Origin of the sequence: Neobacillus sp. KR4-4 (assembly GCF_042136325.1) — a bacterium.
Taxonomy (GTDB): domain Bacteria; phylum Bacillota; class Bacilli; order Bacillales; family Cytobacillaceae; genus Neobacillus.
In genome coordinates this window covers 198,342-215,044 of sequence record NZ_JBHHJU010000004.1, presented here as the reverse complement: position 1 = coordinate 215,044, position 16,703 = coordinate 198,342, and the positions used below count along the sequence as shown (strand labels likewise).

Genomic DNA, 16,703 nt, shown 5'->3' with positions numbered 1-16,703 from the left:
AGTGATTTATATCACAATCACCCCAGGGTATTTGTGAATAAAATGTGAACTATCACACTTCCTCTGTGATAAAAGTAATTGAATAATCCTTCATAAACGATAAAAAGATATCTTTTGGAATCAATGTCACACTCTCGAAGTTCGAAAATATGATAATAATAAATCTTATTTTCCTCTAGAAAAGAGTGGATTTTTGTGGAAAAATATTATTGCGAACGATGTCGTCTCTTGTATGACAATGTGGAAATTTGTAAAATTTGTGGAACTTTAGTAAAAAATAAAATTAAGATTGAAGTTCAAAAGCAGCCTGATAAAAATTAGATCAAGAAAAGCATATTACTTGCTTTTCTTTAGGAAGTTAAAATTGGAAAACATTAGCTGATGAACGAAATTAGCATCCATTATATAATTTAAGAGCACAGCAACAACCTTCAAAACGTTTGCTCCCTTATAGAGAAACTTCGGTTTCTCCCTTAAAGGGGGCTTTTTTTTTATGTGCTGACCTATCTGCATAAATATCTTCAAGCTGGAAAAAATACCCTTACATAGCTCGAAGGAGATAAGATATGCCGACGATAATTTCAGTTGCAGAGGTAACGCCGCCATTTGAAGTAAACCAAAATCAAGCATCGGAGTTTGCCCGCGAGCTGTTTTCCGATTCTTTTAAGGACATTGAAAGACTTTTACGCGCCTTTCAAAATGGCCAAATTGTAAAAAGGCATTTTGTAAAAAATATTGATTGGTTTAAAGAAGATAAAACGTTTGAAGAAAAAAATACGGCTTATATTGAGTCAGCGGTTGAACTTGGAAGAGAAGCAATCGAGAAGTGTTTATATAATTCTGATTTCTTAACAAGGGAAATCCCTTATCAGGAGATTGACGCCATTTTTTTTATTTCAACCACCGGAATTGCTACTCCAAGCATCGAAGCGAGAATTATGAACTTACTTCCCTTCCTGCCTCATACTAAAAGGATTCCAATATGGGGACTAGGTTGTGCAGGTGGTGCTGCAGGGTTATCAAGAGCCCGTGAATACTGCCTTGCTTTTCCGAAAGCAAAGGTACTTGTACTCTCTGTGGAACTTTGCAGCTTGACCTTTCAGCGTAATGATCTATCGAAAAGTAATTTCATAGGTACATCCTTATTTGCTGATGGTGTTGCCTGTGCGTTAGTTTGCGGTGATGATTCAAATTATTGTGAATACAGAAAGAAGAAGACTTCACCCTTCATTATTGCAACTCAGTCAACACTTATGCCGGATTCCTTAGATGTGATGGGATGGGATATAAAGAGTAACGGGTTATATGTCGTTTTTTCTCGCGATATTCCTCATATAATTGAAAATTGGTTAAAGCCGAATGTAACGGAGTTTCTAGAAGAAAATCATGTAGAACTTAAAACAATTAAATATTTTATTGCCCATCCAGGTGGAAAAAAGGTAATCGATGCTTATGTAAAATCATTAGAAATTCCTCCCTCTATGACAAAGGTTTCACTTGATGTGCTAAAACAGTTTGGAAATATGTCTTCAGCGACAATCCTTTTTGTGCTGAAGCGATTCATGGAGAAAGAAATTCCAAAAGGTGCCTATGGTCTTGGTACTGCTCTTGGGCCAGGGTTTAGTTCAGAACTGCATTTAATGAGGTGGAGGTAAATGGAAGGATTTCTTGTATTCGAAATCATCATTGGCTTCATTATTTTTCAACGTGTGGTAGAACTTAGTATCGCAAAACGGAATGAAAAATGGATGAAGAACCAAGGTGCTATCGAATTTGGTAAAAAACATTATCGATTGATGGTTTTGATGCATGTACTGTTCTTCATTTGCCTAGTTGCTGAAAAAGTTTATGGGAATAGGGAACTCTCTAATTTTTGGCCGATCCTCTTATCAATTTTCTTATTGATGCAAATCATGAGGATTTGGGTGATTATTTCACTTGGAAGGTATTGGAACACGAAGATAATTGTTTTGCGAGATGCAAAGGTGAGAAAAAAAGGTCCTTATCTTTATATCAGACATCCCAATTATTTTGTGGTTGCGATTGAAATAGCTGTGGTACCTTTATTATTCAACTGCTATATAACGGCGTGTCTCTTTACTATCCTAAATAGCATTATCCTTATAGTTCGGATTACTGAAGAAGAAAAAGCGCTTATGGAACTGACGGAATATGAAGGGATATTTCAGGATTGTAATCGTTTTCTCCCCAAAGTTGTTAAAAAAGTGTGACAATTCGTTTAGGACTATTGAAAATGATTATCACCTATGTTAAAATTTGATTAACAATGAAAATCATTATCAACAACCTTGATAAGGAAGGTGTTACATATGGCTTTTGCTTTAGTTGGCGGAACGGTTATTATTTATGCATTTGTCATGAAGCACGTGTTAAAAAATGTTACCCATTAAAAATAAATATCTACTTTTTTGAGCCAAGGCCGGTAACCTTGGCTTATTGTCGTTTTTGGGAAAAATTTGTTTTAAGAAAAAATGTATCAGGATAGGAAAAGTTTGAATTATCGTATAAAATAAAAAATATTACAAAGTTGTTAAGGGGAATAAGTAATGATAAAAATAGCGAACCAAGAAGAAGCCATCCAGACATTGAAAACGAAAATCATTTCAATATATGAATATTTAATGAATCAAGAGGATTTTGAACATGCAAAAAAAATTAAACAATTAGCCAAAAAGTTAGAGAACAAAGAGTTTCTAATAGCTTTTTGCGGTCATTTTTCTGCAGGGAAATCGACAATGATAAACCAACTAGTGGGTGAAAAATTACTTCCATCGAGTCCAATTCCTACCAGTGCAAACTTGGTGAAAGTAAAAGCAGGGGAAGAATACGCCAAAGTCTTCTTCAAAAATGAAACACCTCGTATATATTTAGCTCCTTATGATTATGAATTAGTAAAGAATTATTGTAAAGACGGCGATCAAATTGAAGAAATCGAAATAAGTCACAGTGATACGGGTCTGCCCGAACATACTGTCATTATGGATACACCTGGCATTGATTCAGCTGACGATGCCCACCGAATTGCAACGGAGTCGGCCATCCATCTTGCTGATTTGATTCTTTACGTAATGGATTATAACCATGTCCAAGCAGAGTTGAATTTTTTATTTACAAAAGAATTGACTGAAGCAGGGAAAGAAGTTTACTTAGTCATAAACCAAATTGATAAACACAATGATGAAGAACTAAGTTTTCTGGAGTTTCAAAACAGTGTGGAAGATTCGTTTGCATCATGGGGGGTTAAACCAGCAAGAATATTTTATACTTCATTGAAGCATGAAACCCATCCCTTCAATGAATTTCACGATCTTCAAGGTTTTATTAGAGAAAAATTGGCCTCTAAAGATCAATTATTAGTTCCATCCATATTTCAATCTTTGAAGAAAATTACACAGGATCATATCCAGCAAAGGCATATATTAGATCAAGAGAATTTGGCACCTATTCTGGCGATTCTAGATGAATTATCAGATGAAGAAAGAAGTACATTGTCCAATGTTGCCGAAGAAGCGGAAAGTAACCTCAAGACATTAAAAGATGGGGTTGCTGGAACTGAAAAGGAATTTGATCATCAAATTGCTCAAATCCTTAAAAACGCCTATCTGATGCCCTTTCCAACCAGAGAATTGGCTGAAAGTTATTTGGAATCATGTCAGCCAGAATTTAAGATAGGATTTTTGTTTTCTAAGCAAAAGACAGCAGAAGAGAAAAAGGTAAGGCTGGATCGTTTCCAGCATGATATTCTTGATAAAACGAAAGCTCAGTTAGAATGGCATGTCCGCGAATTTTTACTGAGCACATTAAAAGAAACAGGACTTGATGAGGGGGAACTGCAGGGATTGGCACAATCTTATTCCATCAATGTTCCCACAAGTCTCTTAACAGAAGCAGTAAAGCCCGGTGCACGAGTATCTGGTGAATATGTATTACATTATACAGAAGATGTGGCCAATGAAATTAAAAAACTGGCACGAATCCAACTCACGACTTTTAAAGAGGAGTTTCTAAAAGCATTAAAGGAACGAACCACCAAATTAATAGGTAAGTATGAACAAGAACTAAAAAGCACGGATCGATATGTTAAGGCATTAACAGAATTAAAAAAATCGCAGCAGAAAATTACCTTGATGGAAACAAAAATCGAAGAGTTATTAACAACGGATGTTGTGCTGCAAGAAGATAGTTATCATCTTTTTGAACAGGATGAAGAAGAATTTGAGGTGGTCATAGCTCAGCCAACAACTAGCACTGATTCAACTGTCACCAAAACTTCTAAGCCTGAACCCTTTGAAAAATCCATATTTAAGGAAACGGAAATAAATTCATCGAAAGACCATTTAATAAAAACCGTAGAACGTCTCAGCCTAACTTCAACATTAATCAAAGACATTCCTGGGTTTCAAAAGCTCTCAACGGAATTAGCGGAAAAAGCAGAAAGACTTGCAAACAAAGGGTTTACCGTCGCATTATTTGGTGCTTTCAGTGCAGGCAAATCATCCTTTGCCAATGCACTTATGGGTGAAAAGGTACTACCTGTTTCACCAAATCCTACCACGGCTGCGATTAATAAAATTAAACCAGTTACGGAAAATCATCCTCATGGCACAGTGCTTGTTAAATTTAAAGATGCATCAGCCATGCTGGAAGATGTTAATCGTTCTTTAAAAGTATTTGAACACCAGGTTGCAGATTTAGAAGGTGCATCCAAGCAAATAGATCAGATCATGCTTCAAACAGGGCAAGAAGGTGGAGTTTTAGAAAAGACCCATTATGCCTTTTTGCAAGCATTTATGAAAGGCCATGCATCATATGGGAATTTGTTAGGAACTGTTCTCGAAACGGATGTTACTGAATTTAGCGAGTTCGTAGCAAAAGAAGAAAAATCTTGCTATGTCGAATGGATCGAGCTCTATTATGATTGCGAGCTAACCCGAAAAGGCATCACACTTGTTGATACACCTGGAGCAGATTCAATCAATGCTCGTCATACCGGTGTAGCCTTTGATTATATTAAAAATTCAGATGCGTGTTTTTTTGTTACTTATTACAACCATGCTTTTTCTAAAGCTGACCGTGAATTCTTAATCCAACTTGGGCGTGTGAAGGAATCATTCCAAATGGATAAAATGTTTTTTATTATCAATGCGATCGATCTTGCTGAGAGTGAGGAAGAGAAGGAAACGGTGATTGATTATGTTGAGGATCAACTTAGCAAATATGGGATAAGAAATCCTCATCTTTATCCTGTGTCTAGTTTATTAGCCTTAAAGGAAAAAACGGATGCTAATCAACAATTAGATTCAGGTCTGAATAAATTTGAACAGGCGTTTTATCGATTCATTACCAATGAATTAACAGAAATGGCTATCTCCTCAGCTAAGAAGGAAGTAACTCGTGTCCATGATTTAATCACTAATCTGATTCAAAGTTCACGCGAAGATCAATCGGTAAAAGAGAAAAAACGGGAGGATATTAGAAACCAGCAAGCGCTAATTCGAGAGTTATTTACTAATCAAACAGTAGGAACTTTACAAAACCGTTTGCATCAAGAAGCAGATGAGCTGGTTTATTACATTAAGAAACGGGTATTTTTACGCTTCGGGGATTTCTTTAGGGAGTCATTTAATCCAAGCTCTCTCAGGGATGATGGACGTAATTTAAAAAAAGTTTTACAAGGTGCGTTGGATGAATTTCTCGAAAGTCTAGGGTTTGATTTTGCTCAAGAAATGAGAGCAACTACTGTACGTATTGAGCGCTTTACTGAAAAGCAGATGACTGATTTCCAATCAAGTCTTATCAGGAACTTACAGGAAATTAATTCAGACCTTTCTTTTTCACCATTTGAAATGGAGCATAAAGAAACAATTGAATTTCCAAATGCCTTTAAAAATGTAAATAAACAAGTATTTACGAAAGCAATGTCTTATTTTAAAAATCCAAAATCCTTCTTTGAAAAAAATGAAAAGAAACAAATGAGTGATGAGCTTAATCAAGTGTTAGATATACCTGCAGAGGAATATTTAGCAGAAGAAGCGAAACGATTAAATAGTCACTATAGCGATGAAATCACAAAGGAATTCGATCGTCTACTAAAAGAAATGAACGCGCAAGTAAATGATTTTTATTTGAGTCATCTTTCGGCTTTAGACGGTGGAATCCCCATTGAATTTTTAAAGGATATCCAAACAAAGCTGGCATAGTAGTTCTAAGTTTAAATATCAAAATCGAGGAGGACGCTCTAGTGAAATATATTAAAGATCAGGAATGGGTCTTGAAAAGCTTAAATGAGAATCATGTCAGGATCATCGATTGCCGGTTTTCATTAGCCGAACCAGAAAAAGGCAAGCAAGAATACTTACAAGACCATATTCCAGGAGCAGTGTTCTTTGATTTAGAAAAAGACCTGTCCAGTCCTAAACAAACCTATGGCGGCAGGCATCCAATGCCAGTACTAGAAGAATTTATCCCCAAACTTGAGAATGCAGGGATTGAAGAAAACAAACTTGTAGTGGCCTATGATAATGGTGAAGGAGCGTATGCTGCCCGTTTTAGCTGGATGCTTCAATACCTCGGTCATGAAAATGTCTATGTGCTTGATGGTGGATATAAAGCTTGGGTAGAAGCATCTTATCCTGTAACCAAGGAAATTCCTGTCTTTGGAAAAACTGAATTCCATTTCCGGGTTCAACCTGAATTGCTGGCAACAACGGAAGAGGTAAGAGAAGTAGTTGAAAAACAGTTAACCAATAAAATCTTAATCGATTCGCGGGAAGAAAAACGATTTTTAGGTATAGAAGAACCAATTGATAAAAAAGCTGGGCATATTCCTGGAGCAATCAATATGCCATGGATGGAAGGATTAAGTGACAGTCATTATAAGCCTGTTGAGAAACAGAACCAAAGGTTCGAAAATCTCGACCATTCTAAGGAAATAATTGTATATTGTGGATCAGGAGTAACAGCTGCCCCTAATTACTTGGCTTTAAGAGAAGCTGGTTTTGAGAAAGTAAAGCTATATGTAGGAAGTTTTAGTGATTGGATCTCATATGAGGATAATAAGATAGAATAATATTTTGGGGCAACTTATGTTATAATGGAAATCGTGTTGTTTTTAAACACCCAAATAAGGAGGTCCAAAATGACGAATCAAAAACCTTCACTGATGCTTGTTGATGGAATGGCCTTGCTATTCCGTGCTTTTTACGCTACCGCAGTTACTGGACAATTTATGATAAATTCAAAAGGAACACCCACGAATGGAATTCATGGCTTTGTGAAGCATTTATTCACAGCTGTAAATTCTTTCAAGCCCACACATCTTGCAGTTTGTTGGGATATGGGAAGTAAGACCTTCCGTACTGAATTGTTTTCTGATTATAAAGGGAATCGTGGAGAAGCTCCGGTTGAGCTTATTCCGCAGTTTGATTTAGTAAAAGAGGTGGTGGCCTCTTTTGATATCCCAAATATCGGACTAGCTGGATACGAAGCCGATGATTGCATTGGAACCATTGCCAATCAATCGAAAGAATATGCACATGTCTCGATTTTAACGGGTGATCAGGATATGCTTCAGCTGCTTGATGACAGTATTTCCGTAATCTTGTTGAAAAAGGGCTATGGGAATTATCTTGTTCATACGCCAGAAACCTTTTTGGAAGAGAAGGGGATTACTCCTCGGCAAATGATCGATTTAAAAGCTCTAATGGGTGATACTAGTGATAATTATCCTGGTGTAAGAGGGATAGGAGAAAAGACAGCTCTAAAGCTCTTAAAGGAGTTCGAACATGTTGAAGGTATTATCTCCAATTTAGATCGCTTGTCCAAATCAAATAAGACTAAAATTGAACAGGATTTAGAAATGCTCCATTTATCGAGAATACTTGCAGAAATAAAATGTGATGTTCCCGTAAATTGTGCCTTAGATGAGGCGGGCTTAAGAATTGAAAAAGAAAAAGCATTGAATAAGTTAATGGAATTAGAACTTCGTGGATTGCAGCGCCTACTGCCAATAGACGAAGTGTTTGTTTCCTGAAAAAATGAGGTTGTCCATTTGAGACGACCTCATTTTTTTTTAGATTAGTGGATAAGGTATGCCGGAATTTCCGCTTTTTATTTTGTATTTTTCTTTTTAGCGGCATTTTCTAATTTGCTTTTCGGTTCTTCGGCAAACTCGGCATCTTGACCATATCCTTGAGGATTAACCCCTGGTGCTTTCACGCCGCGATTGGCTTGACCATTTTTACCCATAATCGTTCACCTCCCACTTTTTTAGTATTTCCTGTTGGAATAATAAAACTCAGGAATTCGAACAATAGTAGCAGGGGTGATTTGATGAACAAAGGTGTTTATTTAGCGCTTTTTAGCATCGGACTAGCACAGGGAATAAAAATTCCGATTCACTATATAAAAGAGAAAGAATGGCGCCCTGAACTATTCTTTGGAACTGGCGGGATGCCTAGCTCGCATTCAGCCGGGGTTTCTACTTTAACAACCTATATTGCCATGCAGCGTGGTCTGCCAACCTTTGATTTTGCCCTTTCCCTTATATACGGATTAATTGTCATGTATGATGCACAAGGGGTTAGAAGGCAAACAGGTGAGTTAACCTTAAAGGTTAATTCCATGAATGAATTAATTGAAAAAATTCATAAAGAGGAAAGCGTTGAATTTAAACAGGACTCTCCAAAAAAGTTAAAAGAGATGTTAGGTCATGAACCGGAAGAGGTTGTTGGCGGAGCCATCCTAGGTGTTTTGGTGGGAGTCATTGGTCACTTATGTACAAAAAAGAATAGAAAATTATCAAAATTTAAGTTAAGATTTTAAAGGGATGTTCAGAGTTTGTTGGGAGAGGGATGGCAAAGTCAGTGGGAACAGTCGAAGATTATTTGCATCACCTGAAAGGAAAGGGTTTTCAATTCCAAGAGGATGCAATTGGGTTTATTTTCTTTGGGAAGCACTATACAAACGCTTCAGATGAAATGATCAATACGGCCATTGAGATGACTCTTAAAGCACAAAGAAGTTTTGATGGAAGTTTTTACGTATCATTATTGGAAACCTTAATTTCAAACAAAATCAGCACTAGAAAAGAAGCGATTCAATTTGTTAAAGAAAAGGAACTATTAGCGATATAAACATGAGAAAACTCCCTTTTTAAAGGGGAGTTTTTTCATGAAACTTTATCTTCAATACTCTTACTTCTTTTAAGGAAAGTAATTTTTTGGGTGGGGAGTTCAGCAAATATCATGCCTGCAAATATTAGGAAACAGCCTATTAAAGCACTATAGGATAGTCGTTCTTGTGCCCAATAAAACCCTGTAATCGCAGCAAACACTGGCTCCATTGCAAAAATCAAGGCTACCCTTGTTGCTGAGGTATACTTTTGGAAATTGGTCTGAATTAAAAAGGCAAGCGCAGTCGCGAACAAGCTCGTGATGATTAAGGCAATAAGCACCTCTTGTCTAAATAGTATTTCGGGATTAAAAGACTTCCTCCAATCTTCAAAAAGGAAGGAGGATACGATTGAAAGAAAAGCTACAGTTGTAATTTGGATAATCGTTAACAGCAGTGTTGGATATTTATTGCTAAATTTACCAGTATAAATAATTTGAAGCGCGAAACTGATCGCACAAATGAAGACAAAGCCATCTCCCTTATTCAATGCAATTACATCAGTCATTGTCAGCAGAAATAAGCCAATCGTTGCTGTCAGCACACCGAAAACAGCATTTCTGGTGGGATACTGCTTTAATAACAGCATCGAAAATAATGGGACGAGGACAACGCTTAGCCCTGTTATAAATCCTGCTTTAGAAGAAGTAGTATATAATAGCCCGATGGTTTGGGTAGCATACCCAAGAAATAACCAAAATCCGATGAAAACACCGGATAAAAGTAACTTTCTATCCAATTTTTTTAACTGCTCTTTGTCAAATAGGAAAAGGCAGAGAATTAATATTATGGCTGCAGCAAGAAAGCGAATGCCATTAAAGGAAAATGGTTCAAGGAAATCAATAGCATTTTGAACTAATACAAACGTTGTACCCCAAATAATGGTGACAAGGAGCAAACTTAAATCAGCAAATAAAGGTTTTTTCATGAGTTTCATTGCTCCTCGGGAAGATTTTTTGGAATTGCCTGCCGTGCTAATTCATCTGCAACTTTATTTTCAGCACTCGGAATCCATTTCATAAAAAATAAAGGAATTTGTTTGGATAAAAGTAATGCGTGTTCAAGTAATGGTGTATAAAGCTTATTTTTAACAAACTCTTTTTCAACTGCCTGATTAACTAATTGGGAATCCGTTCGAAAAGACAAAACGGAATCCTGAAACCCTTTTTCTAAACATATTTCTAATGCTTTAATAAATGCATGATATTCTGCTTCATGATTTGACATGTTTCCAAGGGGAATGGAATATTTTTCAGTAATGCCATTTCCTTTAATAAAAATCCCGGCTCCGCTTGGTCCAGGATTTCCAGCACTTGCCCCGTCAATATAAACTTCAATCAATTTTGTTTCCTCCATATGTGTACTAATGAAAGTTTATCATATTTCTTTTAAGGCAGAAAATATTTATTCTTATAACAACTATGAAGAAGTGGGTATGATAAGAATATATCAGAATAGGTTAGGATGAAGTGGTAAAATTGCCGAATAGGAATCGATTATTTTAAATGCCATTGAATTCTTTAAAGAAAGGTTGAAGACATTGAAATATCGGTTAGAGTGGATGTATAAAACAAAAACTAATGAAAAGGTACAGTTTTCCTCTGAATTGGTATCAGGTGAAACAGCGATACAAATCGGCGAAGAGCTTGAAAGTACTGGCAAAGTATTGGATTTGTTTTTTTATGATGAGAAAGGCACCTCTTGGATCTTAAAGGAAATGAAAAAGTTGATGACTGAAATTGAAGAAGATCCACACGAAATAACCGTTTACTTTGACGGGGGTTTTCAAAAGGAAACAAATCAAGCAGGTCTTGGTGCAGTTATATTTTTTAAACAGGGAAGGAAGAAATATCGTATTCGAGCGAATGAACGAATTGATGAATTAGAGACAAACAATGAAGCAGAATATGCTGCTTTTTATTATGCCTTGAATATTTTAGAAGATTTAGGGGTACATCATCTATCTTGTGAATTTAAAGGGGACTCCCAGGTTGTGTTAAAACAATTAGAAGGGGAGTGGCCATGCTATGAAGATACACTTAACAGCTGGCTTGACCGAATTGAGGGGAAAATTAAAGAGTTAGGTTTAATCCCAAAATATACGACGATTAATAGAAAAGATAATAAAGAGGCAGATAAACTGGCAACACAAGCATTAGCGGGAAAAGAAATATTTGCAAAAACATTAATTCTTTAGGAAATGGGTGGGAAACTGTTGTGAAGGAAATCAACAGAAGAGAATTATTGAGTCATGTCGAATCTTTAATGGCTCATTACTGTGAAGGCTGCTTTTTACATCAACATATGAAAAAAGAAGGCGGGCGAAGATCAGCACACCGGTTTTGCATTTCCCAGTGTACAATAGGAGAACAACTCCAGGCGTTTGGGAAAAAATTAAGTTAATTCAATCACATAATTCCTGCAAAAATATAAAGGCTGACGATATTCGTCAGCCCAAATTGGTTAATTTAGATTATAGTTTTACAACGTTAGCTGCTTGTGGTCCACGGTTTCCTTCAACGATTTCAAAAGAAACTTCTTGGCCTTCTTCTAAAGATTTGAAGCCTTCGCCAGTGATAGCGCTGAAGTGTACGAATACATCGTCGCCGCCTTCTACTTCAATAAAACCAAAACCTTTTTCATTGTTAAACCATTTAACTTTACCGTTTTGCATTTACTTCTTCCTCCTAAGCCTTTCAAGCCACCCTTATGGTGCCAAAGATAAATATTATCATGTAGACAATCTGCACTAGTAAAATAATGCATATAGTAGATACATGATGCTTTAAATATACAATATTGAAAATTTACAGTCAAGGAAGGACTTAGGTTTTTTAGTGTATTTTTCATAGATTCTATGAAATTATTTAGATAATCGTTAGCAGGCACTAACATAAAACTACTTTTGCATCATATGTTTAAATAACCAATATACATGCAGGAGGCAGATACCATGTACCGATTTTCTATTGAAGGTGCGGAATGGATATTAAGATTTTCACCGCAAGTTTATATTGATTCAGTCGAAAAACAGGCGATATTAATGGCTCTGCTTCATATCGGTGCTGATTTAAGTAAATATTCTCATGGAAGTGCCTTTATCATTTTTACGAAAAAAGTTGGTGCGATAGTTTTCGAAGTTGAGAGAATTCCATCTTTAATATTAACAGTTTCAAATATTATCCCTGATGACAACTGGTATGATCATCCAAAGATTACCACGTTAAAACAAATAATGTAATGATAAGTTCATCCAGGGTGGCCATAAAAATGGCCATCCTTTTATTTATTCTCCAGCCGGCGCATTTGTCGTCATTTTGTCAAGGAAAATAATGGATGCCCAGTATTTTATCTCTTTACTAACGATGGATTTAATGGGTAAAATGGACTTCGGGATGCTTGTAAAAAAGGAGCAATCACATGAAATTAATTATTGCCGAAAAGCCGGATCAAGGTTCGACCTTAGCATCAATCTTTAAACATAAAAAACAAAATGGTTTTATTGAAATTTTTTCAAATGATGTTTTTCCAGAGGGAGCCTATGTCACTTGGGCCATTGGACATATATGCCAATTAGTTTCGCCTGAAAAATATCAACAAGGCTGGAAAAAATGGTCTTTAGATCATTTGCCAATGATCCCCGAACAGTTTGAATACGAGGTAACGAAGGATAAGGCAAAACAATTTGCCATCATTAAGAAATTGGTCTCTGACCCAAGGGTTACTGAAATTATTCATGCGGGTGATGCCGGGCGCGAGGGTGAGCTAATTATCCGCAATATCCTCAGGCTGACCAAATGTAACAAACCTATGAAAAGGCTGTGGATTTCTTCGTTAACCGCCAACAGTATTCGAGAAGGTTTTCAGAAGCTCTTGGATGAACAACAGACAAGGAGTTTATATTTTGAAGCCTATACCAGGGCTTGTGCTGACTGGGTGGTAGGTATGAATGCTTCACGGCTCTATAGCCTCTTATTGCAAAAACAAGGATTTTCCGATGTGTTTTCAGTTGGGCGAGTGCAAACCCCAACCTTAGCGTTAATTGTTAAAAGAGAACTAGAAATAGAGAACTTTAAGTCTGAACCTTTTTGGGAGGTTCTAGCACATTTTAATATGGACGGAAAAAAGTACACGGGAAAATGGCAGAATGATGGCGAAACTCGAGTAAACAAAAAAGAGTTAGCAGAAAAAGTTGCGGCTTTTTGTAAGAATAAACCCGCTGAGGTTAGTGAGGTTCAATCAGAAAGAAAAGAATTTCTCCCTCCACTCTTATACAATCTTTCGGCTCTCCAAGCTGAAGCGAATAAACGGTATAAGTTTTCTCCAAAGAAAACTCTCGATGTTATGCAAAAGCTCTATCAAAAAGGAAATGTTTCATACCCTCGTTCCGATTCACGGTATGTAACGAAAGAGGAAGCTAATACTTTCCCAGATATCTTAAACAAATTAAGTCATTTGAAAGATTACGCAAGCTTCTTTCCTTTGCCAATAGAATCGATTTCAGAAAACAAACGCTATGTAAATGAAAAAAAGGTCACGGACCACTATGCAATTATTCCAACGGAACAAATCCCAATTGTGGAACGGCTTACTCCGGATGAAAAGAAAATTTATGATTTAGTCGTAACAAGTTTAATAGTTGCACATTACAATAAGGCGATTGCGGAGTATACTACTGTAACAACATTAGTAGATAGCAGGGCGGCATTTATCTCAAAAGGAAAGGTACAAATTGAAGAAGGCTGGCGAAAGGTACTGAAACCAAAAGATAATGATGATGAGCCTGCACTGCCAAAGTTAACAGAAGGTGAGCAAGGTAAAACAGATAAAGTGGAAGTGAAAGAAAGTAAAACTCAGCCTCCAAAACGTTATACCGAAGGTCAATTGATTACGTTAATGAAAACAGCAGGTAAGCATATTGATGATAAGGAACTTGAAAAAATTCTCACTAAAACGGAGGGTCTTGGCACGGAAGCGACGAGAGCAGGCATCATTACGATGCTAAAGGATCGCTTATATATTGAGGTCAACAAAAATTTAGTCTATGCCACAGCAAAGGCCAAAATCTTGATTGAAGCCATCGGCAAGGAGATTTTAGCTTCGCCAGAGATGACCGCCAAGTGGGAACAGAAATTGAAGGAAATTTCCGAAGGATCTGCTGCGCCAAAACATTTCATGGAGCAAACGAAAAAGATGGTTTTTCATTTAATTTCGTCTAGTATAGATCAAGCGGCAAATTGGTCGTTTTCGGATGAAATGCGTGAAAATTTTGCACCAGGGAAGCAAAAGGGAAGAAAACAGTCATATACCAAACTAGGGCCTTGTAAAAAATGTGAGGGGTCTATGGTGGACAAGGGCAGTTTTTACGGCTGTTCCAATTACCAAAAAAATCATTGTGATTTTACTATATCTAAGAAGATTTTAGGTAAAAACATTACGCAAAAGAATATTAAGCTTCTTTTATCAGAAGGGAAAACAGAGCCGATTGAAGGGTTTGTTAATAAAGATAAAACTTTTAATGCCCGGCTTTATATAGACGAATCTGAAAAAAAGGTCAAATTTTTATTTGAACAAACGCCTCAAAATAAGGAAGTAATTATAGATAATTGATAAAGAGCCTTGTCACTATTTTTTTCTTATAGTACACTTTTAGTTGAGTAATTTTTTTGGAGGGTATGGGATGCCAACACCAAGTATGGAAGATTATATTGAACAAATATATATATTGATTGAAGAAAAAGGATACGCTCGGGTTTCAGATATTGCCGAAGCGCTGTCTGTACATCCCTCCTCAGTAACGAAAATGGTGCAAAAGCTTGATAAAGATGAGTACTTAGTTTATGAAAAATATAGAGGTCTTGTGTTAACAACAAAGGGTAAAAAGATTGGTAAACGCCTTGTCTTTAGACATGATTTGCTAGAACAATTCCTAAAAATCATTGGTGTAAAAGATGAAAATATTTATAACGATGTCGAAGGGATTGAGCACCATTTAAGTTGGGATTCCATCGATCGGATCGGTGACTTGGTTCAATTTTTTGAAGAGGATCAAAAGCGAATTGATGCATTAAATGAAATTCAAAAACAGAATGAAAATGAATAATAAAGCACCTAGCGGAATTACGCTAGGTGCTTTTAATATAAATCAGGGAATTGGTCAAAAGATTGGCTGCTCTCTGGTATTAAAGACATTTTCCCGTGTTCCTCAATCGCCTGGACCCCTTGGATTAGACCCTCTTCGGCCTCTTGTAACGCTTTTCGATACGAGATGATTCGACCCTCAGAAGTAACGAAGTTAATAATATCACCATTGTAATTGCGATGAAGTGCGACGATTGATTCCATCAAAACTCTCCCTTTTAGCTATTTTTTGGTGCTCTTACTTTTTCTATATTCTTTCTATTTTTACAAAAAATAAACTAAAAAAAGCATCGGAGGTTTAATTTCCGATGCTTTCTATTAACCCCAAAAAAAAGGAGTTTCTTGGTAGACATAATAATTGAGCCAGTTTGAAAAGAATAAGTGGCCATGGGACCGCCAGCGATTTATAGGAGGTTGCGTTGGATCATTATTTGGGAAGTAGTTTTCGGGAATATGGATTTCAAGCCCCTTCTTCACATCCCTTTCGTACTCCTGGGCAAGAGAATCTGATTCATATTCTAAATGTCCGGTAATCATCACATGCTTTCTGTCTTGCGATGCAATTAATAGGGCTCCTGCATCATCGGAAGCAGCTAATAATTTTAATTGTGAATTCTTTTTAATTGCTTCAATCGAAACATCTGTATAACGAGAATGTGGCGCGTAAAACTGATCATCAAAACCACGCAGCAAAATATCATTTTGTTCAAAAATCCGGTGGGCATAAATGCCGGAGCATTTTCTTTGTAATTCAAATTTCCCAATTCCGTAATGATAATGCAGTGCAGCTTGGGCTCCCCAACAAATATGTAGCGTCGAAGTGACATTTTCATTGGCCCAATCCATTATTTCTGTTAACTCTGACCAATATTTCACTTGATCAAATTCTAACAGCTCCACCGGGGCACCAGTAATAATCATCCCGTCAAATTTCAGGTTCTTCACTTGTGAAAAGGTCGTGTAAAATTGTTCGAGATGCTGTTTACTCGTATGGGTGGATTCATAAGAATTCGTTTTTAAAAAGTTTACATTTACTTGTAAGGGTGAGTTTCCTAATAATCGTAAAAGCTGTGTTTCTGCTCTTTCTTTTTCAGGCATTAAATTCAGAATAAGTATATTTAACGGTCGGATATCCTGAGTAATTGCACGTTCATTGTCCATGATGAAGATATTTTCTGTTTCAAGAATTTCCCTTGCTGGGAGAAGTTTTGGAATGTTAATTGGCAAGTGACCATCCCCTTTTTCTGGTTTAATTTCAGGTGTTTTACTTCATACTACATCCATTAATATAACTACTATATACGACAAAATGTCAATGAATATTTAAAATATTTAATAATAATATTATAAACATTATTGTAATTTCAGAA

At 36.4% G+C, this 16,703-nt stretch carries 18 protein-coding genes; 12 read left to right on the top strand and 6 right to left on the bottom strand.

What is annotated here, in order from left to right:
• Positions 1 to 566 precede the first annotated feature (566 nt).
• The 5 genes from ACE198_RS06200 to ACE198_RS06180 all read left to right on the top strand — a co-directional run bounded on the left by ACE198_RS06200 (position 567) and on the right by ACE198_RS06180 (position 8,053).
• A complete protein-coding gene (locus tag ACE198_RS06200) occupies positions 567 to 1,655 on the top strand; it encodes a type III polyketide synthase (RefSeq protein ID WP_375375008.1) in 1,089 nt (362 codons plus the stop codon).
• Positions 1,656 to 2,231 (top strand): isoprenylcysteine carboxyl methyltransferase family protein, encoded by a 576-nt coding sequence (locus tag ACE198_RS06195; protein WP_375375007.1) that lies wholly within the window; start codon positions 1,656 to 1,658, stop codon positions 2,229 to 2,231. It abuts the gene before it with no gap.
• Between the two features lie 336 nt (positions 2,232 to 2,567).
• Positions 2,568 to 6,221 carry a dynamin family protein gene (locus tag ACE198_RS06190; RefSeq protein ID WP_375375006.1) on the top strand — a complete coding sequence of 1,218 codons (3,654 nt, stop codon included), beginning with the start codon at positions 2,568 to 2,570 and terminating at the stop codon, positions 6,219 to 6,221.
• A 41-nt stretch (positions 6,222 to 6,262) separates the two neighbouring features.
• Complete coding sequence (locus tag ACE198_RS06185; RefSeq protein WP_375375005.1) at positions 6,263 to 7,090, top strand: sulfurtransferase; 828 nt, start codon at positions 6,263 to 6,265, stop codon at positions 7,088 to 7,090.
• 69 nt (positions 7,091 to 7,159) lie between these two features.
• A complete protein-coding gene (locus ACE198_RS06180; RefSeq protein WP_375375004.1) occupies positions 7,160 to 8,053 on the top strand; it encodes a 5'-3' exonuclease in 894 nt (297 codons plus the stop codon).
• A 77-nt stretch (positions 8,054 to 8,130) separates the two neighbouring features.
• On the opposite strand, the gene sspL is transcribed toward ACE198_RS06180, so the two are convergent.
• Positions 8,131 to 8,268, bottom strand: a complete 138-nt coding sequence (gene sspL / locus ACE198_RS06175; protein WP_026563862.1) for a small, acid-soluble spore protein L — start codon at positions 8,266 to 8,268, stop codon at positions 8,131 to 8,133.
• 84 nt (positions 8,269 to 8,352) lie between these two features.
• Between sspL and ACE198_RS06170 the strand changes: the two genes are divergently transcribed.
• Both ACE198_RS06170 and ACE198_RS06165 read left to right on the top strand, forming a co-directional pair.
• A complete protein-coding gene (locus ACE198_RS06170; RefSeq protein ID WP_375375003.1) occupies positions 8,353 to 8,844 on the top strand; it encodes a divergent PAP2 family protein in 492 nt (163 codons plus the stop codon).
• A gap of 29 nt (positions 8,845 to 8,873) precedes the next feature.
• Positions 8,874 to 9,155: a DUF6123 family protein gene (locus ACE198_RS06165; RefSeq protein ID WP_257148371.1), complete on the top strand. Its 282-nt coding sequence runs from the start codon at positions 8,874 to 8,876 to the stop codon at positions 9,153 to 9,155.
• Between the two features lie 35 nt (positions 9,156 to 9,190).
• On the opposite strand, the gene ACE198_RS06160 is transcribed toward ACE198_RS06165, so the two are convergent.
• Entirely contained in the window at positions 9,191 to 10,120 is a 930-nt protein-coding gene (locus tag ACE198_RS06160; RefSeq protein ID WP_375375002.1) for a DMT family transporter, read from the bottom strand.
• Positions 10,121 to 10,125: 5 nt separating this feature from the next.
• Positions 10,126 to 10,533: a reverse transcriptase-like protein gene (locus ACE198_RS06155; protein ID WP_375375001.1), complete on the bottom strand. Its 408-nt coding sequence runs from the start codon at positions 10,531 to 10,533 to the stop codon at positions 10,126 to 10,128.
• A 199-nt stretch (positions 10,534 to 10,732) separates the two neighbouring features.
• On the opposite strand from ACE198_RS06155, the gene ACE198_RS06150 reads away from it, so the two are divergent.
• Both ACE198_RS06150 and ACE198_RS06145 read left to right on the top strand, forming a co-directional pair.
• Entirely contained in the window at positions 10,733 to 11,389 is a 657-nt protein-coding gene (locus tag ACE198_RS06150) for a reverse transcriptase-like protein (RefSeq protein WP_375375000.1), read from the top strand.
• Positions 11,390 to 11,409: 20 nt separating this feature from the next.
• Positions 11,410 to 11,595, top strand: a complete 186-nt coding sequence (locus tag ACE198_RS06145; protein ID WP_375374999.1) for a zinc-finger domain-containing protein — start codon at positions 11,410 to 11,412, stop codon at positions 11,593 to 11,595.
• Between the two features lie 70 nt (positions 11,596 to 11,665).
• Here the strand turns inward: ACE198_RS06145 and cspD are convergent, their stop codons facing one another.
• On the bottom strand, positions 11,666 to 11,866 hold the full coding sequence (gene cspD, locus ACE198_RS06140) for a cold-shock protein CspD (protein WP_026563856.1): 201 nt from the start codon (positions 11,864 to 11,866) through the stop codon (positions 11,666 to 11,668).
• 279 nt (positions 11,867 to 12,145) lie between these two features.
• Between cspD and ACE198_RS06135 the strand changes: the two genes are divergently transcribed.
• The 3 genes from ACE198_RS06135 to mntR all read left to right on the top strand — a co-directional run bounded on the left by ACE198_RS06135 (position 12,146) and on the right by mntR (position 15,295).
• A complete protein-coding gene (locus tag ACE198_RS06135; RefSeq protein ID WP_375374998.1) occupies positions 12,146 to 12,433 on the top strand; it encodes a hypothetical protein in 288 nt (95 codons plus the stop codon).
• A 179-nt stretch (positions 12,434 to 12,612) separates the two neighbouring features.
• On the top strand, positions 12,613 to 14,802 hold the full coding sequence (locus ACE198_RS06130) for a DNA topoisomerase III (RefSeq protein ID WP_375374997.1): 2,190 nt from the start codon (positions 12,613 to 12,615) through the stop codon (positions 14,800 to 14,802).
• A gap of 70 nt (positions 14,803 to 14,872) precedes the next feature.
• Positions 14,873 to 15,295 carry a transcriptional regulator MntR gene (gene mntR, locus ACE198_RS06125; RefSeq protein ID WP_026563854.1) on the top strand — a complete coding sequence of 141 codons (423 nt, stop codon included), beginning with the start codon at positions 14,873 to 14,875 and terminating at the stop codon, positions 15,293 to 15,295.
• Positions 15,296 to 15,327: 32 nt separating this feature from the next.
• Here mntR and ACE198_RS06120 read toward each other — a convergent pair whose 3' ends face one another.
• Positions 15,328 to 15,537 carry a DUF3892 domain-containing protein gene (locus ACE198_RS06120; RefSeq protein ID WP_251456872.1) on the bottom strand — a complete coding sequence of 70 codons (210 nt, stop codon included), beginning with the start codon at positions 15,535 to 15,537 and terminating at the stop codon, positions 15,328 to 15,330.
• A gap of 114 nt (positions 15,538 to 15,651) precedes the next feature.
• Positions 15,652 to 16,560 carry a homoserine O-acetyltransferase MetA gene (gene metA / locus ACE198_RS06115; RefSeq protein ID WP_375374996.1) on the bottom strand — a complete coding sequence of 303 codons (909 nt, stop codon included), beginning with the start codon at positions 16,558 to 16,560 and terminating at the stop codon, positions 15,652 to 15,654.
• Positions 16,561 to 16,703: the final 143 nt, after the last annotated feature.

What these genes read in the sequence shown, in the direction of transcription:
- ACE198_RS06200 (WP_375375008.1), top strand. Translation starts at nt 567, where the DNA reads ATGCCGACGATAATTTCAGTTGCAGAGGTAACGCCGCCATTTGAAGTA.
- ACE198_RS06195 (WP_375375007.1), top strand. Translation starts at nt 1,656, where the DNA reads ATGGAAGGATTTCTTGTATTCGAAATCATCATTGGCTTCATTATTTTT.
- ACE198_RS06190 (WP_375375006.1), top strand. Translation starts at nt 2,568, where the DNA reads ATGATAAAAATAGCGAACCAAGAAGAAGCCATCCAGACATTGAAAACG.
- ACE198_RS06180 (WP_375375004.1), top strand. Translation starts at nt 7,160, where the DNA reads ATGACGAATCAAAAACCTTCACTGATGCTTGTTGATGGAATGGCCTTG.
- sspL (WP_026563862.1), bottom strand. Translation starts at nt 8,268, where the DNA reads ATGGGTAAAAATGGTCAAGCCAATCGCGGCGTGAAAGCACCAGGGGTT.
- ACE198_RS06170 (WP_375375003.1), top strand. Translation starts at nt 8,353, where the DNA reads ATGAACAAAGGTGTTTATTTAGCGCTTTTTAGCATCGGACTAGCACAG.
- ACE198_RS06165 (WP_257148371.1), top strand. Translation starts at nt 8,874, where the DNA reads ATGGCAAAGTCAGTGGGAACAGTCGAAGATTATTTGCATCACCTGAAA.
- ACE198_RS06160 (WP_375375002.1), bottom strand. Translation starts at nt 10,120, where the DNA reads ATGAAAAAACCTTTATTTGCTGATTTAAGTTTGCTCCTTGTCACCATT.
- cspD (WP_026563856.1), bottom strand. Translation starts at nt 11,866, where the DNA reads ATGCAAAACGGTAAAGTTAAATGGTTTAACAATGAAAAAGGTTTTGGT.
- ACE198_RS06135 (WP_375374998.1), top strand. Translation starts at nt 12,146, where the DNA reads ATGTACCGATTTTCTATTGAAGGTGCGGAATGGATATTAAGATTTTCA.
- ACE198_RS06130 (WP_375374997.1), top strand. Translation starts at nt 12,613, where the DNA reads ATGAAATTAATTATTGCCGAAAAGCCGGATCAAGGTTCGACCTTAGCA.
- mntR (WP_026563854.1), top strand. Translation starts at nt 14,873, where the DNA reads ATGCCAACACCAAGTATGGAAGATTATATTGAACAAATATATATATTG.
- ACE198_RS06120 (WP_251456872.1), bottom strand. Translation starts at nt 15,537, where the DNA reads ATGGAATCAATCGTCGCACTTCATCGCAATTACAATGGTGATATTATT.